Raw genomic sequence first — 22940 nt, 5'->3', positions numbered from 1 at the left:
GCCGAAGTCATGGATGCGCTACACGCGGCAGCTGTCGATGTGGGTAACGTCGCGGAAATCGGCGATGAGCGGGCTGGCCATGGACTCGCGGTAGACGATGGCGGTGCGGCCATACGGCCAAGCGGTGTCGCTGTGGAAGTCCTGCTGGGCTTCGGAGCAACTGCCGAACATCAGGCCGCGAACCGTGTCGGTCCAGTTGATGTCGTCCTTGTAGTCCTGCCCCTCCGGGTAGACACCGGGTCCGAAGGTGACGAACATCGTCTGCGCCTGGGGGTTGAAGGTCACGGTCACGGAGTCGCCCATGTACTGCTGCCCCTGAAGTACGGGGGCGGCATCTTTGATCAGGTGCTGGGCGGCTGTCTTCTCGGCGGGTGTGGCCGGGACTCGGGCATCGGTCCATTCGTCGACGGTGGGCTGCGAGGTATCGCTGCGGGTGTAGGCGGGGGAGGGGGCGGCTGCGCGTTGCGGGCTGGGCGAGGTTGTGGGCGTGGCCGAGGCAGACGCAGCAGAGTAATCTGGCCGGCCGGTCTGTGGCGTGACGCTGGCGGTTGCAGCTGTGTATGCCTGGCTGCTCGGTGCAGGAGCCCGGCCTTGAGGCGTGCCGGAAGACTGGTGGGCGGCGAAAGCGCCGCCAATGCTGCCCAGCACGGCAGCTGCTGCGGTGACGGCCAGATACAGCCGTGTGCGTCTGCTGCGCCGGCTGGGCGTGGGCCATGCGGGTTCGTCGTCGGGTACCAGATCCCAGTGCAGGCCGACCAGGTCGGCTATGAGTGTGGGCTGGGGACCAGCGGTGGAGAGAACCGCTGTTGCCTGGGCGGCAAGCAACTCGGTGCACTTACCGGTGAGTTCGGCGGCAGAGGGCCGCTCGGAAGGTTCCTTGGCCATCGCACGCTCGACGAGGTGCCGCAGATCGGCCGGGATGCCGTCGAGGTCGGGTTCGGCAGACAGCACGCGGAAAGCCACGGCATCTGCGGCGCCGGTACCGAACGGGAGGCGGCCGGTTGCGGTGTAGGCGAGGAGGGCTCCCCAGGCGAAGACATCTCCGTGGGGACCGACGGCGCCGGTGCGGTAGTGCTCGGGACTGATCCAGCCCGGTGTGCCGGTCATGATGCCGGTGCGGGTGACGGAGGTGCCGTCCAGGGCGTGGGCGATGCCGAAGTCCAGTACCTGCGGCCCGAAGGGCGCCAGAATGACGTTCTGCGGTTTCACGTCCCGGTGGACGATGCCTGCCGCGTGGATTGCAGCGAGTGCGGCGGCGGTTCCGGCTGCCACTGTGTACAGCCGGGCACCGGTCAAAGGGCCTTCGGTGTTCACCTGCTGGTCGAGGGTGGGGCCGGGGACGAAGGGCGTAGCCAGCCACGGAGCAGCTGCCTCGGTGTCCGCGTCACGGACTGGGACCAGACAAGGACCCATGACGCGTTGAGAGAGCAAGACCTCTCGCCTGAAGCGGGCACGGAACTGATCGTCGGCGGCCTGTGCGGGATGCACGACCTTGACGGCCATTCGCTCTCCCGCGGGATCGAGTCCGGCATACACAGTGCCCATGCCGCCGGATCCGAGCCGTCCCACGAAGCGGTAGGGCCCCAGGGAACGCGGATCGTTTTGCTGCAACGGCTGGATACGGCTCAACGGCTTCTCCTGGCAGTCAACGGCATCTATCAGCCGAAGCGAGAGGTGATGCTACCGGGCCGCCCGTGCGGTCACCCCCACATACCGCCTCCGTCCGCGCACCGAATGGGCCCGTTCAAGCGATTCCACATGACGGAGCCCGGCGAGACTGTCATCACCCCTTGCGCCCTCGTCGCCGCGTTCGCGCCCGCCAGAGCTCCTGAGCTGCCGCCGCCACTCCTCAAACCCCTGTTCCGCCGCATGCCCTGAAACCGCCCCGCACACAGCGGGGCAGCTGACTCCCTCATAACAGCGTTCAGTTGCCGCCCGCCCGCACCTCTGCCGTCCAACGGCGGAGAGGGCGCATGCTTCTCAGACTCCCATCAATGATCGCGTTTATCAGGAAAACCGCCCACAGCTACTGTCTCTGTGGTTACGGTCTGTGCTCATGCGGTTTCTGCACACTTCGGACTGGCACCTGGGCCGCCGGTTCCACACAGAAGACCTGATCCCTGCCCAGGGGGCCTTCCTCGATCACCTGGTCGACACCGCCCGAACCGAAGGCGCCGATGCGATTCTCGTCGCAGGCGACATCTACGACCGGGCCATCCCCAGCCTGGATGCCGTACGCCTGTTCAACCGTGCTCTGCATCAACTCGCCGACCTCAATGTGCCGATCATCATGATCAGCGGAAACCACGACTCCGCGCACCGCCTCGGCGTCGGATCCGGCCTCCTCGCCCGAGCCGGCATCCACTTGAGGACCGACCCCGACACCTGCGACGTCCCCGTCCTCCTCGAAGACGCCGACGGTCCCGTGGCCGTGTACGGCATCCCCTACCTCGAACCGTCGATGGTCCGCGACCGCCTGGAAGCCGAAGCCGTCTCCCACCGCGCCGTGCTCACCGCGGCCCTGGACCGTATCCACGCCGACCTCACCAACAACCAGCCGGCCGGCACCCGGTCCGTGGTCCTCGCACACGCCTTCGTCACCTCCGGCACCGGGCAGCCCGAGGAACGCGAGGAGAGCCAGGAGGCCGAGAGCGAACGCGAAATCGCCGTGGGCGGTGTCGCCCACGTGGGTGCCGACGTCTTCGAGGGGATCGACTACGTGGCCCTGGGGCACCTCCACGGCCCCCAGCGCGTCACCGACCGCATCCACTACAGCGGCTCCCCGCTGGCCTACTCCTTCTCCGAAGCCCGCCACACCAAGTCGATCACCCTGGTCGACCTTGCCGCCGATGCCGTTCCCGCCCTCACCCGCCGGCCCTGCCCCGTGCCGCTGCGCCTGGAACGCGTGACCGGTTTCATCGATGATCTCCTGACCAGCCCCGATCACGAACCGCTGGAAGACGCCTGGCTCGAAGTCACCCTCACCGACACCGCCCTGCCCTTCGAGGCCATGGCCCGTCTGCGCCGCCGCTTCCCCCACACCGCCAGCCTCAAGCACCGGCCCGTTTTCATCCCCGGCCAGGCCACAGACACCCCCACCTACAGCGAACGCATTCGTGGCCGCGGCGACCTCGACATCACCAGCGACTTCATCACCAGCATGCGCGGCACCGACCCCACTCCGGACGAACACCACCTGCTCCAGCAGGCTGTCGAAGCATCTCGCCTGAACGAGCAGCAGAAGGAAACCGTCTGACATGCGCCTGCACAACCTGACCCTGCAGGCGTTCGGACCCTTCGCCGGCACACACACCATCGACTTCGACTCCCTGTCCGCCGACGGTCTTTTCCTCCTGCACGGCGACACCGGAGCGGGCAAGAGCACCGTCTTCGCCGCCATCTGCTTCGCCCTCTACGGCAAACCACCGGGCGACCGCGACCTGCTGCTGCGCAGCCACCACGCTCCCGCCGGCCTCCTGACCGAAGTCACCCTTGAGGTCACCCTCGCCGGCCGCCGCCTGCGCATCGACCGAATCCCCGCCCAGATGCGCCCCAAGCGATCCGGCGAAGGCGACACCTCCCAGAAGCCAGAGACCCGCCTCAGCGAATGGGCCGTCGACGCCGACGGCCAGGGCCACTGGGAACCTTCCAGCAAGTCCCACCAGGAGGCAGCCCTCGAGGTCACCGACCTGCTGGGCATGAGCCGGGACCAGTTCTGCCAGGTCGTCCTGCTGCCGCAAAACGACTTCACCAAGTTCCTCCACGCCGACGCCCACGGACGGCGAGAACTCCTTGGCAGACTCTTCCGCACCGGCCGCTTCTCCTTCATCGAGCGCTGGCTGAACGACCACAGCCGCACCACCGAGAAGAACCGCGACGCTGCCCGCGCCGACGTGCTGCGCCTGGCCGAACGCATCCACCAGGCCGCCGGAGACGACCTGACAACCCAATGCGCCGCACCCACCCCCGACGACCCGCACACCCTCACCAAGCCCGCCCGCGCCTGGGCCCAAGACCTCCTCCAAGCCAGCCACACCGCCCACGCCCGCGCACTCCAAGCAGCCACAACGGCCAAAGAGAACCTGGCCGGACAGCAGAACCTCGAAGCAGCCGCCCGCGAACTCCACCAGCAGCAAGCCAGCTACACGAGCGCCCGCCAGCAGCTCGACCAGCTGCAGGAACAGGCACCGCACCAGGACGAGCTGGTCCAGCAACGCGACCAGGCACGCCGCGCCCAGCAGGCAGCACCGCAGCTGCACGCCGCGGACACCGCTGCAGACGACCACACCCGCGCCCAGAACGCCGAACGCACCGCCCGCGAGCACCTGCTGTCCGAGCACAAGGACCTGGACGTCGGCCAGCTGGAAACCGCCGAGCAGTCCCATCGCGCCGAAGCTGCCGTCCTGGCCGCCCTCGTCCCCGAAGAAGACACCGTCCGCCGGCTGACCACCGAGCTGGAGCGCACCGACGCCGAACGGCAGGACTTCGCCGCCCAGCAACGCACCGCCCAGGACTGGCTCCAAGCAGAACCCACCCTGCGCCGCACCCTCGAAGCCCGACGCGATGCCGCCCGCCAAGCTGAAGAAGAAGCCCGCCGCCACCAGAGCGCCCTGGACAGCCTCAAGACCCGCCTCGAAGCCGCCAGCCGCCGCGACACCCACCTAGCCAAGATCGCCACAGCCGAACAGCAACTGGCCACAGCCCAAACCGCCGTCGGCCAGACCGGCCAGGACTACCTCACCATCCGCCGCCGGCGCACCGACGGTATGGCCGCCGAACTCGCCGCCACCCTCACCGACGACACGCCCTGCCCGGTCTGCGGATCCTGCACCCACCCGGCGCCCGCCGCCCCCCAGGACGGGCAGCCCACACGCCAGGACGAACAGGACGCGGAAGCCCTCCACGAGCAGGCCAAGGCCACGCAGGAAGATGCCGCCGCCGCCCTCCACGGGCTCCGCGAACAGGCAGCCACAGCCACCGGCGAAGCCGGCGACACCCCCCTGACCGACCTCCAGAGCCAGCACACCACGCTCACCGCCGAGCTGACCGACGCCCTGAACCGCGCTGGCGACCAGGGCACCGTCCAAGAAGAACTCCTCACCCTCGACAGCGAGCACACCGCCCAGACCCAGCAGCACAGCACCTCAACGGCCGGCCTGTCCGCCCGCAACGCCCACTACGACTCCCTCACCCACCAGTTCACCGAACTGACGGCCAAACTCACCGCAGCCCGCGGCACTCATCCCACCGTCACCGCCCACGCCGACGAACTCACCCGAACCGCCAACCGCCTCGAAGAAGCCGCCGAGGCCTCCCGCAGCCTGACGGCTGCCCTCCAGACCCTCACACACCGCACCGAACAGGCCACCCGCGCCGCCAAAGGCCAGGGCTTTGACACCCTGGCGCTCGCCCAACAGGCCCTCCTCGGAGACGAAGACCTGCGCGCCATCGAAGAAGAGATCACCCAGTGGCGCGAGGCCTGCGCCGCGCACACCGCCGTCCTCGACAATCCGAAACTGCAGCAGGCCGCCGCCCAACCCGCCGCCGACCTCGCCGCAGCCACGGCTGCACGGGCTGCCGCGGACGACCAGCACGCCGAAGCGGCCGCCGCCGCAAGCTCCGCTCACACCCGCAGCCAGGCCCTCACCACCCTCGCCACCGACCTCGATGCCGCTGTCCAACGCCTGGAACCGCTCGAGCAGACCCACCTCACCGCCCGCCACCTGGCCGAACTCGTCACCGGCAACTCACCCAGCGCCCGGGTACGCATGCAACTCGAGGCCTACGTCCTGGCCGCCCGCCTGGAAGAAGTCGTCACCGCCGCCAACACCCGCCTGCAGCTGATGTCCGAAGGCCGCTACACCCTCTCCCACTCCGACCACCAAGCGGCCCGCGGCGCCCGCTCCGGCCTGGGCCTTGAGATCACCGACTCCTGGACCGGCCGCCCACGCAAGACCGACACCCTCTCCGGAGGCGAATCCTTCTTCGCCTCCCTGTCCCTCGCTCTCGGACTCGCCGACGTCGTCACCCACGAAGCCGGCGGCAACCCCCTCGACACTCTCTTCATCGACGAAGGCTTCGGCACCCTCGACGAAGACACCCTCCACAAGGTCCTCGACGTTCTGGACTCCCTGCGCGCCCACGACCGCACCGTCGGTGTCATCAGCCACGTCCCCGAACTGCGCCGCCGCATCACCCACCGCCTCCACGTCCGCAAAGACCCCACGGGATCGACCTTCGCCCACCTGACGGAAGCCGCCGAATAGCCGCCGAACTGGCGCCAGCAGCACCTGCGAACTGGCGCCAGGAGCGCCAGATCGAGCAGGAAGGCGACGCGGACGCCCACCACCGCCGACGGCCACCCCTCCTGGGTGGCCGGGCCGTCACCCCGAAGTGTGCTGATCAAAGGCCCGATGGAGAGCTTTTTCCTCCTGGGCACCACCTCGATCGAGAGGAATGAGGGTGCTACGCGACACAGGAGCAACGACCATGGCCAGAGAACAGAACGAGGCGCCGGCGATCAGCCTGACCAAGATGCAAGCACAGGCGCCGGACCTGGTGAGCCTCTACAAGACGGCCGGATCCAGCGTGCGCGCGCACGGTCTCGAGGGAGTGCGTGCCGCTGTGTATCTCGTGCTCGACCGCTCCGGCTCGATGCGGCCCTACTACAAGGACGGCACCATGCAGCATCTCGGTGAGCAGGTCCTCTCCCTGTCCGCGCACCTCGATGACGACGGCACAGTGCCGGTGGTGTTCTTCTCCACCGACGTCGACGGATCCACCGATCTCAGGCTCGGAGGTCACCGCGGCCGTATCAACAAACTGCACGAGAACCTCGGCCACATGGGGCGGACGAACTACCACTGGGCCATGGACGAGGTCATCGACCACTACCTGGATTCCGGCAGCGACGCCCCAGCCCTGGTGATCTTCCAGACCGATGGCGGACCCACCAGCAAGTCCGCCGCCGAGCGGTACCTGTGCAAAGCCGCCCGCCTGCCACTGTTCTGGCAATTCATCGGATTCGGCGACCCCGACGACAACGAGTTCACCTTCCTCCGCCGTCTCGACGACCTGGCCGTACCCAGACACCGCATCGTCGACAATGCAGGCTTCTTCCACGCCGGCCGTGACCCGCGCACCGTACGCGACAATCTCCTCTACGACCGGCTCCTGCAGGAGTTCCCCAGCTGGCTCTCGTCGGCTCGGACCGCTCAGGTCCTGCACTGAACGCTCGCACCGAACCGGAGAACCGACCCCGCAGCAGGCACCGCGAGCGGTGAATGTCCTCCCGATCCACTCCTCGGACTCAGCGCGGATCGTGCCGCACGGCCGCCGTGTTCCGTGACACGCCCTGTGCTCCAGAGCGTCAGGAGCCAGCGCTGCGAAGGCCACCGACTCCTCGGATGAAGCCGTGGCCGAGGGATTTGAGCGGTGAGACGAGACAAGGGATGCTGACCGGCATGAACGGGGTGCCGATTTCCGAAGATGTGTTCAACGCCGTGTCCGGAACTACCGGGTGGGCGGTCGTGGACGTGGAGACATCGGGCCTGAGGCCCTACGAACACCGCGTTCTGTCGGTGGCTGTACTGACGTTGGACACGGCGGGGGAACTGGTAGAAGAGTTCTCCACGCTACTGGACCCTGGCTGCGATCCCGGCCCGGTGCACATCCACGGCCTCACGGCAGAGCGACTGCGTGGCGCGCCAGTGTTCGAGGAGGTCGCCGAACACATCGGGACACTGCTGGCCGGTCGAGTGATGGTCGCGCACAACGCCCAGTTCGACTACGAGTTCCTCGCGCACGAGTTCGCCCGGGCCCGTTCCTGGCTGCCGGTCTCACAAAGGATGTGCACGCTCGCGCTGAACCGGCGGGTCGCTCCACCCACCGACGATCTGAAACTGGCCTCACTGGCCGCCCACTACAAAGTTCCGCAGCAGCGGGCCCACGACGCCCTGGACGACGCCCGGGTCCTCACCGGCATCCTGAAAGGCTCCCTGACTGCGGCGGGAGAACTGGGCCTCTCCCTGCCGCTGGTCGCATGCCCGCCCAAGCAGGGGACCGGGTATCCGCCCAGAGTGCCGAAGACCCCCTGTGCGCACCGCAACCCCGGCCGGCTCGCCCCCGGAGCCCCGCTGATGCAGGGCATGAAGGTCGCCTTCACCGGCGACACGCGCACCGCACGGGAAGAACTCATTGCGCGCTCCGTCGCGGCAGGCCTGAACGTGATGGGCTCGGTCAGCCGTCACACCAGCGTGCTGGTCACCGACGAGACCGACTCCGACAGCGCCAAGTTCCGTGCCGCACGCAGCGCGGACGTGCCAGTGATCACCGAGGAGACCTTCCTCGGCCTGCTCGCCAGGGTGCAGCCCGGTACCGCCCACACGAACACGGCACCGCCAGCACCGGTCCTGCCCGCCCAGCGACGCACCGGCCACCCGACATCCACCACACCGCTGTCCGGACGCCGGATCCTGGTCCTGGGCGGCCCCCACGACCACGCGTCGGCGCTGCGCACCCGCATCGCAGAGCTGGGCGCGGCCGCCGCCGTCAACCTCTCCGCCGGCGTCACGGACGTGGTCCTGCTCGCCGACGGGGACAGGGACCGCCGCATGCCCCACATCACGGCACGCGGCCTGCCGGTCCACGACGCCGACTGGCTCACCACGCTCACGGCGCCATCGGACACCGCCCAAAAGCCGGCAACGACCGACCCCGCCGGTGCCACCGTCCTTCCCCGCGGCGGAGTTCTCGACCTCCCGACCGCACACGGCGCCGCCGGAACATGGACGGTGACCGCCGCCTGGGACCATCAGAGAGGCTGCGAGATCGACGTGGTCGCCTTCATTCTCGACGGAGACGAACAAGTCTCCTGTGACGAGGACTTCGTTTTCTACGGGGCACCCGAAAGCCCCGACACGACCGTGCGCCTGACCACCGACGGCCCCAGTGAACAAGCCGTCACAATGGACCTGACCTCTCTCCCCGACGCCGTCCGCAAAATCGTCATCGCCGCCGCCATCGACGGACCCGCGACGTTCGCCCATGCCGGAGCCATCGAGATCACCGTCGCCCAGGGAACCGGCGCGCGAGCCGTGACCCAGGCCACCCTGGACGCCGCGACCACCGAACGAACGCTACTGCTCGCCGAGATCTATCGGCGTGGCCCGGGATGGCGCGTCCGCGCGGTCGGCCAGGGATACGACCACCAACTGGCCGACCTGGCACGCGGCTTCGGCGTCGACATCGTCGGCTGACCTCACCTCTCACCCACCCTCCACCGGGCAGTGCCCTGCACGACATCGGGCCAGCCGCGCCTAGATCCTGCGGGATGACGGGGCCTGCGGCATCGACCACCACCCCCTAGCCCCGCCCACCCTGCCCGCCACCGCGAGCATCCACCGCGCCGTTCCCCGCACGCCCTGGACGGCGCCGTGGCCCGCGCCGCGCTGCTCGACACGGTTGTCACCCTCACCCTCTGGCTGCGCCGCCACGGCCAGGCAGCCTGCGGCCTGACCGCATCCCTGCGTTCGCCGGAGACGGCGCCGGGAGAAGACCAGGGCTTATCGGCTGGCTGGCGGCTTCGGCCAGGGTGCTGCTGTGGCAGCCGCGTCGAGGAGGTCACCGAGGCGCAGCCAGGCACTCGGTCCTGAGTTGGTTGCCGGGCAGGTCGCGAACCGGTTCCACGCGTCCTGGTCGGTGCCCAGAGCATCGCGTACCGCGGAGACGACCGACGGATGCGCGCTCCTGTAGCGATCCCCCCAGGCGCACAGCGCGGGCCACGCCGGCAGAGCACGTACGAGGGCCGGCTGGGTGTCCGGCCTGGCCAGGATCAAACGGGTCCAGGCTTCGCGCCACGCCGGTGCACCGCCGAGGTTCCCGCGCACGGACCCGCAGGGGAGGGGCCGCCCGATAGCCAGCCAAATTCAGGAGCCGGACGGGACTGTCCAGGGTGGCCGAGCGAGACGGCCGAGACGAGGGCCCCGCCGAGGCGTCTCGAGGTGCAGGACAGCGAAGCCGTCGCCAGGGCAGTCGTTTCCCAGTAGCGACATTGCGAGAGGGAAGATCAATAAGTGGGCGACGTGTCACGTTGAGTTGTGCGAGCGTGTACGGCGTTGAACGAGGGGGACCGGTGAGCGATCAATCACAGCGGAGAGAGCGGATACGCCTGGCACGCCAGCGAGCCGTGATCCACGGGATTCGGGCGCGAGTTCCAGCGCCCCGTGCGCCAAATCCCGATCCTGCTTCGGAAGCATCCCGGTTGCGGAGGTTCGGCACTCGCGTACGCCGAGTGAAGTGGGCACACGTGGTCACAGTGGGCGGCACAGGGCTGGCAGCGGTTGCAGCAATCGGAGGGCTGTGGGCTCAGGCCGTAGCTACGTACTGGAGCCAGGAGACGGCAAAGGACCAGCTCAGTCAGTCACGCGACGACGCGGAGCACGAAGTTCAGCAACAGGCACGGCTCGTGTCGTCTTGGACGGAACAAGGTGAGGCTCACGGGAAACGGCGCCTGCACATCGTGAACCGGTCTCGGGACCCTGTGTACTCGGTGATATTCGAAACGCGGCTCGTGGTAGCGGACAAGGTCACTTCCCCAGTCATGTGGGCTGTCACCATGGACGGAGACCTTGGCCCCTGCACAGAACTCCTCTACGGCGAAGCCAAATTCCATGCGCTGAACGGCGACCCGTTGCCCGACTACAACTCCATCCCAGGCACTGCCCTGTTCGTCGAGAAGCTCTCGTTCACCGACCGGGCAGGTATCAGATGGGAGCGCGTTGGCGGGGGGCTGTCGGTCCAAAAACAGATGAAGGTGACGCGCCTCAAGGGCACCCCCATGGTGGATCTGGGAGAACCCGCAGCCCGGAAACTGTCTGGCTGCGAATCGACGTGAACGACAACGAAGCTCCGCCAGGGCTGCGCCTGTGTACGCGAAGGAGATCCATCTGCCCGGGAGCCGGTCGCGGAACGGGCCGGACCGGCGCAGCCGGGGTCTGTGGTGGTACCCCTGCTGGGCGAACCTGGGGCAGGATCGCCCAGCAGGCGGGAGTGAAGGAGGAAGGGACGGACGGGAGAGACGGCGCGTCCGCAACCGGGGATCGGGGCGCGCTCAGCCCGGTTGCGCGCCGGTCGCCCCGCTGCGCTGCCGTCAGCCCGCCGCCGGAGCCGACATGGAAGCGGCCAGCACCCCTGGTGCTGCCCTTCCTGGGCCGAACTCCACCAAGGGGTGAGTCGGGAAGATCCCGCCTGACAGAGGTACGGCCGTGATCGCCCGACTCCTGGGTGGCCCGCTCGCTGGTCGCGTGCTGGAGACCACCGACGACGGTGGGCCGGAGGCTGGCTCACGGCCGGTCGCCGGTTGCACCGGTGGGGTTGGTGCCTGACGGACGGTTGGGACGCCTGGGCGCGGCTGGCTCGTCATCGCGTAGGGAGCTGAGAGGTCCGCGCGTCGGCACCGTGCAGGACTGGGTTCGTTCCGGGTATCTGCCGGATGTCAGTGCTGCCTCGTACCGTTGTCTGGACGGTGTTCCGTTCGGAGAGGCGGGTCGTGGGTGGCCAATGTCGTCTGGCACGCAAAGCTGCGGATCTTCCTCGATCTGACGAAAGACGATCTCGATCATCCGGAGTATGAAGATCTCTGGAGCACGGTCTATGCGATGGACAGGATGCTGGCGGCGCGGGGCGTGCCAGTGGCCGAGCGGGAACTGCAATGCGGGGGAGTGTGCAAGGACGCCGGTGTCGTGGCGTGGATGCATCTACGGATGCGCAACGGCCGGCGCGAAGCGGTCCATGAGCGCCGCGAGGACGAAGAGCGCCACGTCGTTCCCATGAGCGATGAGCACAAGGCCTACCAGGAACGCATCCTGCGGACGGCCGAGGAGGCCGGGTTCAGCGGTGGCAGCGAGGTCCGGACCCGGGTGGGACGCAGCTGGATCCAGACCGACACCCTGGTCGAGGGCGACGGCGGGCGCCGGATCGGCTGGGAGGTGCAACTGTCTGCCGTCGGCGGTGACGGGCCGCGCAGTGTCCGCGCTCGCGCGGCGAAAGCGGAGAAGAACGGCATCACCCCAGCCTGGCACACCGACCGAGCAGCGTTCGCCGACCGCAATGACACCCACTGGACCCGCAGCGACAGACTGCCCGCGTACGTCATTGCCCGGACCGGCGACCTGAGGGTCGTCTCCGGGTTCCGCGCTCTGGACTTCTGGATCTGCGACAGCCACGCCGACTATCCCTGCCCAGACGGCGTGCGCCGGTGCAGCCAGGCCCACGCCACCCCGAAGCCGCGCGACGTCCTGTTCGACGACCTCGTCCGCCGCACCGCCGCGGGCACCATCGTGCCGGTCCAGTTCCGCACCGCTACCAAGGTCCACCGCTTCTGGGTCACCGACGCCGACCGGGACCGCCTGGAGGACCTCTACGGCGATCCCACCCGTCTTCCTCCGGTCCAGGTAGAGGACCAGCAGCACGCCAGGGTGAGGGCGAGCCTGAACCGGCCGACCTGCCACGTGCACGCCCCCACGCCCCTGTCGGCGCCACCTGCTCTCCCGAGCACGGAACGTCCGCAGCACCCGCTCCCCGCCCAGCCAGCGGCACCCGCAGCCGAGACAACAGCCGTCCTCGCCGAACCGGTCCTCACCCCGCACTCGCAGCACCAGCCAGCCGTCCCTGCAGGTGAGAACCGCATCGGGCTGCCCGCAACGATGATCACCCTGCAGCGGACAGCCGACCGCGAACGCAGGAACCTGGAACAGATGCACGACCACGGCGACCGTGCGGACCAGCGGCGCACATGGTTCGAAGCTGCCGCCGCTGTCCAGGACGCTGTTACCTGCTACGCCCAGGCCAAGAGGCTCAACCGCGTCGAAGTGGCCCAAGAGCTGCGCAGGACCGTGGGGACCTACCGGGGCGCCAGTACCGAGTAGGGCCGGATTTGCGACGCATCGACGCGGCGCCGTTGCCCCAGTCCAGCCCACTGCAGGCCAGTTCGTGGGCGCCCTGGGGGCGGAAGGCATCGAGCATCAGGTGGAAATGGCGGCGCCAGGCCTGGGGGGCGATGGCGCGGGTGGCCTGGATGATCCCGGCCCGGGACCAGATGACGAAGGCGATGTCCTGCGCGGTGACGTCGTCGCGCGGGACGCCCTGTTCTTGGGCGTTGCGCATGATCTGGATGCAGAGTTCCTTGGCGCGTTCGTACATCTCGCGGCCGGCCGCACGCCATCGAGCGTCATCATCGGCGGAGACGGAGGCAGCGAACTGCTCACCTACGACTCTGGTCGTCCGCCATCCACCAGGCTCCGTCGCTCCCCGCCCTGCTCGAGCGATTCCCCGAGACCGAATGGATGGCAACGGATCTCCGAGACCGCGCCCTCCTGACCGGCGCCGTTACGGACGTCGTGCTCGATCCAGCTCTGGAGGCGCCGCGGTCCGCCTCGCTCTTGTCCTCTGCCGTCGATTCCTAATGCCGTTCGTCAAGCCGCGGCGCACGCTTGAGGTAGCGGGCAGGATGTGTCGGAGGTGCGCGGTACAGTCCGTTCATCCGACTGGGAAGGGCTCATGGCGACCAAGTGGAACTTGACGATCGACTGCGCGTACCCGGCGAAACTGGCCGCGTTCTGGGCGCTGGCGTTGGGCTACGAGGAGAAGCCCGCGCCCGCAGGGTTCGGGAGCTGGGAGGAGTGGTTCTCGCATCATGAGGTTCCGGAGGACGAGTGGGATGACGGGGCGTACCTCTCAGATCCGGACGGCGTGGGCCCCACCTTGTCCTTCCTGAAGGTGCCGGAGCCAAAGGTGGCGAAGAACCGGCTGCATATCGACGTGCAAGTTGGTGGCGGCCGTGAAACCCCGTGGGAGGTGCGCTGGCCGCGCGTGGTCGAGGCGGTGGAGCGGTTGACCGCTGCGGGCGCGACCGTGGTCCGCGAGGACGAGTTGCAGGGCAGGCCGGATCACGTGGTGATGGCAGACCCGGAAGGTAACGAGTTTTGCCTGGTCTGACGGGGTCGGTCAGACCAACTGGCCGCGCGCAGCGTGTCGCGTCCCTGCCTATGCGGCAGCCCTTGCCGGCGGAGCCGGCTCGTAGCGCCGTCCGTCGCGCAGAAGGGCCCAGAGGAAGTTGACGCGGCGGCGAGCGAGAGCCAGGACGACCTGGGTATGACGCTTACCCTCGGCACGTTTGCGATCGTAGAACCGCCGGGATTCCTCGCACGTTCGGATGCTGAACAAGGCAGAGGTGTAGAAGACGCGTTGGAGTCTGCGGTTGTATCGCTGGGGGCGCCGTAGATTGCCGCTGATCTTCCCGGAATCTCGTGGTGCTGGGGCGACGCCTCCGAAGCCGGCGAGGCGGTCGGGAGTGCCAAAGACGCTCATGTCGCCGCCGGTGGCGGCCAGGAACTCGGCACCGAGGATGATGCCCAGGCCGGGCATGCTGGTGATTACTTCGAAGTGGTGGTGCTCGCGAAACCGGGCCTCGATGAGCTTGTCGATCTCGGCGACTCGCTGGTTGAGGCCCATCACCTCCGCCGACAGCGTATGCACCATCCGGGCGGTCAGTCCCTCGCCCGGCAGGCTGGTGTGCTGGCGCTCGGCCGCTTCAAAGGCGACCTCGGCCAGCTGGTCGGCGCGGAGGACCTTGCGGTTGCGCAGCCACGTCTCCAGCCTCTTGCGGCCGATCCGGCGGAGGGCGGCCGGCGTTTGGTAGCCGGACAGCAAGACGAGCGGGCCGACGTTGGTGACGTCGAGCACACGCTCCAGACCGGGGAAGATGCCGGTGAGTTGAGCACGGAGCCGGTTGACGGTGCGGGTGCGGTCGGCGACCAGGTCCATGCGACGGCCGGTGAGAATCTTGAGGTCGGTGACCGTCTCGTCGCCAGCTCGTAAGGGGTGAAGGTCGCGGCGGATACGAGCCTGATCGGCGATGACGGCGGCGTCTTTGGCGTCAGTCTTGCCTTCGCCGCGGTAGCCCTCGGAGGCCCGGTGGATGGCCCGGCCGCAGAGGTAAAGCACCGGCTGGCCGTGATTGAGGAGGAGCGTGATGGCGAGGGCGGCTCCGCCGTCGGCCAGATCGATGCCCCAGGTCACCGTCTCGCCCAGGGCCAGGACGTCGGCGCGGAGTTGGAGAAGTTCGGGTTCGTCGTTGGCGACGCGCCGGGACAGCAGCCGACGGCCGCTCTCGTCGATCGCGGCGCAGTGGTGATGGGTCTTGCCTGCGTCGATGCCGGCCCAGATCCTGGCCATGGTGCCTCCGTGCGGTGGGGTGTGCTGGTGCCTCCCGACGGACGACCTCGCTGTCGATTCCCTACGGAGCGATCATTCGCAATTCCTAATTGGCAGCCGAGTCGTCGTGGGGCATCGGGCGGCCAATCGATGGAAGCCACAGACGGCAGAACCTTGAAAGCCACACCCGACGCCCCTGGGTGGGCCAACCATACGAAGAGGGCTCGCCCGGTCCCGCAGAACAACGTAGGGAACCTTGACCGCTGCCACCGCAGGCTTGACGGCCGCAGTGGCTGGGTGTCCGGCCACGGGCACGGGGTCGATCAGGACGACTCACACCATGTGCGCCAACGGTGGCCCGTTCCTCCAGCAGGCTGTAGAGGTTGCGCAGGGTGCGGGAGAGGGGCCGGGTCGTGATCGGCGGCCAGTCAGTCGAGCGCGGCAGTGCCTCCGCGAGGCCGGCACCAGCGATCTCGTTGATATGCGGCTCGACGTTGGTGAGCCTGCTGCCGTGCCACACCGTCGCGAAGTCCCGAAGGATGTGGCAGGCCAAGTCCAAGGGCACCAGGCTGCTGTGTATGCCGCAGTTGCGGTGATCAATTCGACGTATCACTCGACGTCAGACGTTGAAGATCAAGTTAGGATCCTGCCATGACTGATGAGTGGTATGTCCTCATCGAAGAGGACACCCGAGAGACCGAACGCGCCGACGGCACAGAACTGCAGCTGCACCGGTGGATGCTGGTAGGCACGCACTACATCGACGGCGGTGAAGAACAAGCCACCGCCGCAGCCGAAGACGCGGCCCTGCACTTCATACCGAGAGGCCTCGCGCTGCACGCCCGGCCCGGCGACGAACCGTCCCGGCATGCGTTCCTCACTCAGGACGGGGCCTGGGTGGTACTCATCAGGCAACGGACCCGCGAGTGCCATATACGAGTGACCACAGCCCGGCTCATGCACTTCCAGGAGGAGAACGAAGCCCCGTCGAAAACCCTGAAGGAAAAGCTCCGCAGCGCCGTGCAGGCTCCCCCGCCATCCCCGAAGCCATGGACGCCAGCCGCGAGATCTTGAGAGCGATGGGTGTGACCTACGAACTGCCGTTTGACGGCATCCCCTCATCCGCCCCGCAGGCGTCACCCACGGTTTGGGCGGCGAGTTCCGTCGACCGCCATGGGAGTTTTGCCGCCCACCGACTGCCTGGCACTCGGCGGCGGGAGGGGCAGGCGGACGGGCGCCACTACGGCATGCTGCAGCGACTGACCGTGGTCACCGACCCGCCGAAGCCAGTCCGCGGCCTACGCCTACGACGGCAGGTCATGGTCACGCAGGTAAGGGATCATGCTTCTCGCGTCGACACTTCCCGGCCTTCACCCGTACGGCTTGCGGCTTCATCTGCTACTGCCGGCTCACCCATGGGATGACTTGTCACGGCGCGGACGCCGGAACGTCGCCGCGCTCGCGACGCTGGCGACGGGGAAGCTTCTTGGTGTTCCTGACGTCGGTGAGCACAATGACCATGGCAGCTGTAGCGGATCCGGCAGCGATGGCGATGACAAGGCTGAGAGCCCCCTGGGCCACGTGGGCAACTTTCGCCACGGCGATCGCGGCCCCGCCGGCCAGCGCCCCGCGCGCCGCCCCCAGAGTCCGGCGTCGAGTGGCCGCGGCCGCCCAGCGCGAGAGGCGCGAGGGGCTGCACCGTTTGATGCGTTGCTGGTCCTGCGCGTCCAGACGAGCCATGATTGCGTCGAACCGCTGGTCGAGGTCATGTTCGTCGCCGGCCAGCCGCCGCTGCAACGTGCGGTAGTGGCGGTAGAGCGTGACGGCGAACCCGTTCGTCGTAGTAGTACTCATTGTGCATTCCTCCCCATTTGCATGAAAAAGGGCTTCAGTACGTCCAGGTTGACCTCCTGCGCGGCCAACTTGGCTAGCCCTTTTGCTTTTTGCACCCTTCTTGTCGAGGCTGCCCCGCCCACTGTCTGGGTCAGACCGTCCATGGTCAGGAGGTGAAGGCATTCGGCTTCCACCGCACGCCGCTCGGCAAGGCTGAGCAGGTCAATGGCCCGGAGCGCCCGGCGCACCGGTTCAAGATCTTCAGTCAAGTACGGGTCGAAGACATCTTCGAGCCGGTACTCGGCATATGAATGAGCGACTCCACTTTCCTTGAGCGCATTGACGATTCCCTCTGCGGCCTTCCGTAGGTCACAGAAACCGAACGCCTCGCCCCGCTCGTCGAACACTCGGAAGAACGCCTGGTCAGCGACATCCAGCGGGTCGATGGTCAGCGGCGCGCACTCCAGGAGGAGGAACAGGCGTAGCGGTCCCACGTGAAGCTCATACAGGCGGCGCATTACCTCCCGTTGCGCGGCCGTCCTGCCGACGACGCGCCGTGAACCGATCAAGGAGAGCTCTCCTTTCAGAGGCATCCGCAGTCGGTGCCGGCCCTCGAAGGCACCGTCACTTCGTGTTGTGAGAACGACAGTAGCGATGCAGGGCCCCTGGCGCGTTTACTGCTACGTCATCCCATACTCCTTGACCGTTGTGGCTATTGAGAGATACGCACGTCCAAGGCAGATGATTCAAAAGGAAATTCGATCAACGAAGATTGAGAGTGGCCCGTGCCTCCCCGAGGAATGGTTGTCCTGGTGGGGTAGTCACCCGGGCTGCCCAGCACGCGGAACGCCGGTCATGAGGGGGAGCATGAGCATCGACGCGATCGCTGCACTGGCGGCAGCAGGAGGCGCGGCCGTCGTCCAGGCAGCGAGCACCGACACCTGGAATACAGTCAAAGCCGCGCTGGCGCGGTTGCTCGCGCGCGGTGACCCGGCCACCGAGACCGCTGAACTCGAGCGCCTCGACCGTACCCGCGCCGCCCTGACGGGAGCTGCCCCCTCCGACCGGATCCGAATGGAAGCCATTTGGCAGACGCGGATCGAAACATTCTTGAGCGGCATCACCGACGATGGCGCTCGTACTGCTGCCGCGCGAGAGCTCGGTGCCATCCTCGATACTTTCCGCCAGGCTTACGGCCCCGTCGCCCACGCTGGGGGAGTAGCGGCTGGCGGTGAGATGAGTATCCGGGCCGACAACGGTGTGGCTGGCGCTGTCGTCAACATCGAAGGCGGGGTGAACATCGGCTCCCCTTTACCACCTCAGCGCCCCTGATGGCGCCGTCGCAGGGTGATCTTCCGCATCAGGCGCAAATCGTGGCACAGAACGGAGCTCTGGCCGCCGGCCGCATCGATATCAGACAGACCATCCTGCGCAGCGCCTCCACCGGTCACCCGCTGACCCTGTCCGCTCCCCTGGGACTGCGTGACCCCCTGCTGCCGTTGCGAGGCCGAGAGGCACTGGTCGACACCCTCACTCGCGTTCACCTCGGCGGCCTGCCAGACGGTCTGGTACACGTTCTGCACGGTCTCAACGGTTGCGGGAAGACAGCCATTGCTCTGGAAGCCGCCTATCGAGCGCAACAGCACCTCGGCGAACGGCTTTCCTTATGGTGGCTCAGCGCCCGCAGGACGGAGCCCCTCGAGGAGGGCTTGCGGGCTTTAGCCGGGCGCCTGGGTCTGCGCGGCCGTCAGACCCACGCGCACGAACTCGTAGATGTCCTGTGGCAGACACTCAGCCGTTCCCGAACCCCCTGGATGATGATCGTCGACGGTGCCGACGACCCCACCGTTCTCGACGGGCCCGGATCGTTCGCCGCCGGGACGGGCTGGGCCCGTCCACACACCTGCCCCTGCGGACTCGTCCTGGTGACCACCAGCGACGGCACCCCCAGTATTTGGGGCACCGTCGCTACACTTCACCCTGTATATCCGCTGAGCGACGAAGACGCCTCCCGCATCCTGACGGATCATGCCGGCCCCCACGCCGGAACGCGCCCCGCCGCCCGCAGTCTCGCTCGACGTCTGGGAGGACTGCCTCTGGCTCTCAAGCTGGCGGGTGCCTACCTAGCCGAGGTGAACGCCATGCCCCGTGCCTTCCGCGAACCTGATGCCCCCGACGATTTCGCCGCCCTCAGGCGAGCCCTGGACGGCCCGCACGCAGACGCGCTCAATCCCGCCCAAGCCATCTCTGGCACATGGCGCCTCTCTCTCGACCTCCTCCACCACCGCGGCGCCACCTACGCCCGGCCTCTGCTGGCTCTGCTGTCGGTTTTCGCCGAGGCGCCTATCCCGATCTCTGTGCTGCACCCCGGCACGCTGGCCCGGTACCCGGACTTCCAGGGCATTGACGGAAGGATCCTGTGGCGCACCCTCAAAGCCCTCGCGGCTCTTCATCTCATCGACATGGCTGCCGACACGCCCGCTGACGTACCGCCAGTGACCGCCGACCCCAAGGCGCCGCCCGCGCTGAGGGTCCACCCCCTCATTCGTGACGCAAGCCGCCAGATGCACCATCTACCGCTGGCGGCCGAGCTCTTGAGGCAGGCCTGCACCCTGCAGCACGCCGGGCTGCCGGAGGAACCGGACAATTGGCCGACCTGGCATCTCCTTGCGCCACACCCGCTCTTCCTCATCCGCCAGCAGGAGGCCCTGGCGAACCTGTCCGCGCCGCTGCAAACAGGCGTCGCGGCAAGCTCGGAGAACGCGGCCCGCTACCTCCTGGCCCGCGGCCTTCTCCGATCGGCCCGCGATGAATTTGCTCGCCTGCTCGAGCTCCATCAAGGCCGGCAAAGTCAGGACAACGAGGACGTCCTCTCCGTCCAGCACAACCTCGCCGGCGTCCTGCACGAGCTCGGAGAACTCGATCAGGCAGAATTCGCCTACCGGCAAGTGGAACGCGGCTACAGGCTCTTGCTGGGCGATCGTCACCCTCACGCGCTGACCGCCCGCCACGAACTCGGGCGCGTTCTGCACGACCTGGGACGCCTCGACGAGGCGGAGGCCGAACTCACCGCAGTGCTGGCCCTGCGGCGCACAACTCAGGGGAACGAGCACGCCCACACACTGACCGCCCGCCACGAACTCGCGCGCGTTCTGCACCACCTGGGGCGTCTCGACGAAGCACACGCCGAGTACCAGCACGTCCTTACCTGGCGTCGTACTCACCTTGGTGAAGAGCACCCGCGCACCCTGACTGCTCGCCACAACCTCGCGTGCCTAGCCCATGACCGAGGACAACTGGGCGAGGCACTCGCCGAGTATGAGCACATCCGCCAGGTCCGCGAGCGAGTACTCGGCGCCCGGCATCCCCAGACACTGCACACCGCCTACCGGCTCGGGTGTGCGATGCGCGAAAACGGCCAGCTGGAACCGGCACGCTATCTGCTCAGCGTCGTCCACCGGGAAATGACGGACACCCTCGGCGCGCATCACCCCCATAGTCGGCAGGCCGCCGCTGCCGTAGCCGCATGCACGCCACCCGGTCAGTCATCGGCCGACGGACGATCCGGCTCGTAGGCCGTCACAGCGGGGAGCTCGACTGAGGTATCGGCTGACACAGCTGCGCACTGCTGCACGGCTGTGGCCAGCTCGGACAAGGTAGTGACAAGGCGTGTCGCACCGGCATCGCGGAGCATGCGGGCTCTGGAGCGAGTGGCTGCGATCCCGATGAAACGCACCCCGGCAGCGCGCGCAGCCAGTGCGTCCGCCACAGACTCTCCGATGAGGAGCGTCCGCGACCGAGCACCTCCCAACTGGCTTGCGGCGAGAGCCACCGCGTGCGGGTTCGGTTTCATCAGCCGAGGATCGCGAGGCCGCCCGAACACCTCCAGGGCCCAAGCAGAGCGCCCCGTCTGCAGCGGGGACAAGAATGCCTCGACCGCCGAGCTGGCGTGGTCGGTCACCACAGCCATTCGCCAGGGCCCCTTGGAGAGTGATTCCAGAAGCTGCACAGCCCCGGGCAGCGGTACCGCGTGCCGTGCCGCCTCCAGTTCGTAGCCCGCAAGTATGTCGTCCAGCTCACGGATTTGCTGAGCCGAACCCTGATCGACTACAGAACGCAGTAATGCGACCGGATCGGCAGGAGCCGCAGGACCGGTGAACAGCCGCAGATTGTGAGCCGCCTGCGCTATATGACCCGTAATGGTGTGACCGTCACTGGTGAACAGACGACACAGAACACCATCGAAACTGAACAGAACCGTCTCCGCCTCGGTGAACCGCTGCTGTAACCGGGTCGTCAGCTCTGACCGGTCCGACAGCAATGACTTCTCGTAGGCTTCGTTCTGCTTCCGAATCCACGGATACTGCAAGTCGTACCATGACTTGAACGCTCCGTAATGCCGTTGCCCTTCCGGTGTGATGGCGACCGTCTGCTCATCTTTTCCGGAGCTCTTGGCGAACGCGCCGATACTTCGAATATCATCCGGACTGCAGAGCAGAGACGGATTGGAATTCCTGTGAGAATGCAGCAGGTGCAGTTTTGTCAGCAAGTGCCACGATTCCGGGGAAAGCTGGGAGCGGAAAAATATGTCCAGACGTTGTGCAAGTACGGCTTCCGCATTCGCTAGTACGCGATTCTCGGCGTGCATTCGCCGGCTCGCCCGCTCCTGCTTCTCGGGAGTCGCGCCATAATGAGCGATCGCCATTTCGGTCATGGCCCGCCTGTGTGTCTCCCTGAGCGAGCGCACCTCATGCCCGAGAATCTTCGATACGGCCAGTGCGTGACGCCCCAGACGGGCGCTGATCTGTTGTACGAGGGGTTCATCCGCGGCGGGTGCATCCAAGTTCCCAGGGCGCACAAAAATTTGCACGAGCTGGGCTACCAGTGCGGATATCTCCGTCAGCCGGGAATGGAAAAGGGTTTCGTTGGAGATTGCATTCTCGACATCCTGCACCAGGACATTCATCATCGCGGCCAGACGGGGGGTCACGCCATGGCAGTCCTGCCCCGTGAACCCTGTGGTCTCGACCCGTCGATAAACATGCGGCTTAATTTGCAGTTCTGTGCATACATCGGAAATGCGGAGACCGCTGGCGCGACGTAAAGAAGCCAGCGTCCAATCAGCCATCGTGGACTGGTCGGCCAGGGCGAGAGGTGAAACTCCCAACGCGCGCGCCAGGTCCTTGATCCGGGGAGGCTCAGGAACCCGCAGGTCATTCTCGTAAGCGAGGATCTGAGGCTTGCTGGTTCCGCTGAGGCGAGCAAGCTCCTCGGCCGTCATCCCACGACCGTCACGCGCGGCCAGGCGTGCATCCTGCAGTCGCCGGCCGCTGAACATCCGTGCCATGCCCCGCCCCACAACCTCCCCCTCTCGCCACGAGGTACATTTTATATCCGCCGAACGAGCCACGACAGAGGGAACTTCACTGTGTCGAGTGCTCCTGACCAGGGGCACTGTGCAAGCTGTGTGCGTACCCTCTTCAATACGGCGGGCGCGGCTGGCGGTATGGACCTGTGCGAAGCGGCAGCGACCTGCCGGACGACGTAGGACCCCGCATCATTTCTGAACGCCTGACACGGGGCCCCACGTCTGGTGACTCCACAGCACTGTTGTTCCCGTTGCGAGCGGGGCAGCGCCTAGAGCTGATCTCCGTCCTTGGGATCCGTAGGATCGCGGGCAGAGAACATGTCACCTCCTTACCGGTTGACGGCGGACCGGGTCACACCCGCTCTGTGGTGTGACCCGGCCCGCCGTCAACCGGACCTAGCTGATGATGACAATAGCCTGTCGCCACTCAGCTCCCGTTTATGCCCGGCCCTACCGTGAAGAGCAGCGGTAATGAGGCGTGCATGTATCTACGGTCCGGCAGTGATCTTGAAGCCGGGCCGCCGCC

At 67.2% G+C, this 22940-nt stretch carries 15 protein-coding genes; 10 read left to right on the top strand and 5 right to left on the bottom strand.

What is annotated here, in order from left to right:
- Positions 1 to 18 precede the first annotated feature (18 nt).
- Complete coding sequence (locus ACFV2J_RS17135; protein WP_385081493.1) at positions 19 to 1629, bottom strand: serine/threonine protein kinase; 1611 nt, start codon at positions 1627 to 1629, stop codon at positions 19 to 21.
- 427 nt (positions 1630 to 2056) lie between these two features.
- Between ACFV2J_RS17135 and ACFV2J_RS17130 the strand changes: the two genes are divergently transcribed.
- The 7 genes from ACFV2J_RS17130 (at position 2057) to ACFV2J_RS17100 (ending at position 13995) form a co-directional block, all read left to right on the top strand.
- The gene (locus ACFV2J_RS17130; RefSeq protein WP_385081492.1) at positions 2057 to 3256 is read left to right on the top strand and encodes an exonuclease SbcCD subunit D; all 1200 of its coding nucleotides are present in this window, start codon (positions 2057 to 2059) and stop codon (positions 3254 to 3256) included.
- A 1-nt stretch (position 3257) separates the two neighbouring features.
- A complete protein-coding gene (locus ACFV2J_RS17125) occupies positions 3258 to 6266 on the top strand; it encodes an AAA family ATPase (RefSeq protein WP_385081491.1) in 3009 nt (1002 codons plus the stop codon).
- A gap of 223 nt (positions 6267 to 6489) precedes the next feature.
- Entirely contained in the window at positions 6490 to 7230 is a 741-nt protein-coding gene (locus ACFV2J_RS17120; RefSeq protein ID WP_385081490.1) for a vWA domain-containing protein, read from the top strand.
- A gap of 233 nt (positions 7231 to 7463) precedes the next feature.
- Positions 7464 to 9257, top strand: a complete 1794-nt coding sequence (locus ACFV2J_RS17115; protein ID WP_385081489.1) for a DEDDh family exonuclease — start codon at positions 7464 to 7466, stop codon at positions 9255 to 9257.
- 1034 nt (positions 9258 to 10291) lie between these two features.
- On the top strand, positions 10292 to 10894 hold the full coding sequence (locus tag ACFV2J_RS17110) for a hypothetical protein (protein WP_385081488.1): 603 nt from the start codon (positions 10292 to 10294) through the stop codon (positions 10892 to 10894).
- A 658-nt stretch (positions 10895 to 11552) separates the two neighbouring features.
- Positions 11553 to 12926, top strand: coding sequence for a hypothetical protein (locus tag ACFV2J_RS17105; protein WP_385081487.1), 1374 nt, complete (start codon positions 11553 to 11555; stop codon positions 12924 to 12926).
- A 631-nt stretch (positions 12927 to 13557) separates the two neighbouring features.
- Positions 13558 to 13995, top strand: coding sequence for a VOC family protein (locus ACFV2J_RS17100; protein WP_385081486.1), 438 nt, complete (start codon positions 13558 to 13560; stop codon positions 13993 to 13995).
- A 48-nt stretch (positions 13996 to 14043) separates the two neighbouring features.
- Here ACFV2J_RS17100 and ACFV2J_RS17095 read toward each other — a convergent pair whose 3' ends face one another.
- The gene (locus ACFV2J_RS17095) at positions 14044 to 15234 is read right to left on the bottom strand and encodes an IS110 family transposase (protein ID WP_385081485.1); all 1191 of its coding nucleotides are present in this window, start codon (positions 15232 to 15234) and stop codon (positions 14044 to 14046) included.
- A 630-nt stretch (positions 15235 to 15864) separates the two neighbouring features.
- Here ACFV2J_RS17095 and ACFV2J_RS17090 point away from each other — a divergent pair.
- Positions 15865 to 16287, top strand: coding sequence for a hypothetical protein (locus ACFV2J_RS17090; protein WP_385081484.1), 423 nt, complete (start codon positions 15865 to 15867; stop codon positions 16285 to 16287).
- 354 nt (positions 16288 to 16641) lie between these two features.
- Here ACFV2J_RS17090 and ACFV2J_RS17085 read toward each other — a convergent pair whose 3' ends face one another.
- Together ACFV2J_RS17085 and ACFV2J_RS17080 are read right to left on the bottom strand one after the other, a co-directional pair.
- Positions 16642 to 17067, bottom strand: a complete 426-nt coding sequence (locus tag ACFV2J_RS17085; RefSeq protein ID WP_385081482.1) for a hypothetical protein — start codon at positions 17065 to 17067, stop codon at positions 16642 to 16644.
- Positions 17064 to 17615, bottom strand: a complete 552-nt coding sequence (locus tag ACFV2J_RS17080) for a hypothetical protein (protein ID WP_385081480.1) — start codon at positions 17613 to 17615, stop codon at positions 17064 to 17066. The genes ACFV2J_RS17085 and ACFV2J_RS17080 overlap by 4 nt, the downstream gene beginning before the upstream one ends.
- 298 nt (positions 17616 to 17913) lie before the next feature.
- On the opposite strand from ACFV2J_RS17080, the gene ACFV2J_RS17075 reads away from it, so the two are divergent.
- Together ACFV2J_RS17075 and ACFV2J_RS17070 are read left to right on the top strand one after the other, a co-directional pair.
- The gene (locus tag ACFV2J_RS17075) at positions 17914 to 18378 is read left to right on the top strand and encodes a hypothetical protein (RefSeq protein ID WP_385081479.1); all 465 of its coding nucleotides are present in this window, start codon (positions 17914 to 17916) and stop codon (positions 18376 to 18378) included.
- Between the two features lie 41 nt (positions 18379 to 18419).
- Positions 18420 to 20621, top strand: a complete 2202-nt coding sequence (locus ACFV2J_RS17070; protein WP_385439339.1) for a tetratricopeptide repeat protein — start codon at positions 18420 to 18422, stop codon at positions 20619 to 20621.
- Here ACFV2J_RS17070 and ACFV2J_RS17065 read toward each other — a convergent pair.
- Positions 20588 to 22384: a helix-turn-helix domain-containing protein gene (locus ACFV2J_RS17065; protein ID WP_385081547.1), complete on the bottom strand. Its 1797-nt coding sequence runs from the start codon at positions 22382 to 22384 to the stop codon at positions 20588 to 20590. The two genes, ACFV2J_RS17070 and ACFV2J_RS17065, sit on opposite strands and share 34 nt — an antisense overlap.
- Between the last annotated feature and the right edge of the window lie 556 nt (positions 22385 to 22940).

Origin of the sequence: Streptomyces sp. NPDC059668, assembly GCF_042734135.1 — a bacterium.
In the GTDB taxonomy this organism is placed as follows: Bacteria; Actinomycetota; Actinomycetes; order Streptomycetales; family Streptomycetaceae; genus Streptomyces.
The sequence above is the reverse complement of the archived record's forward strand: the minus strand, read 5'-3'. Positions and strand labels throughout refer to the sequence as shown.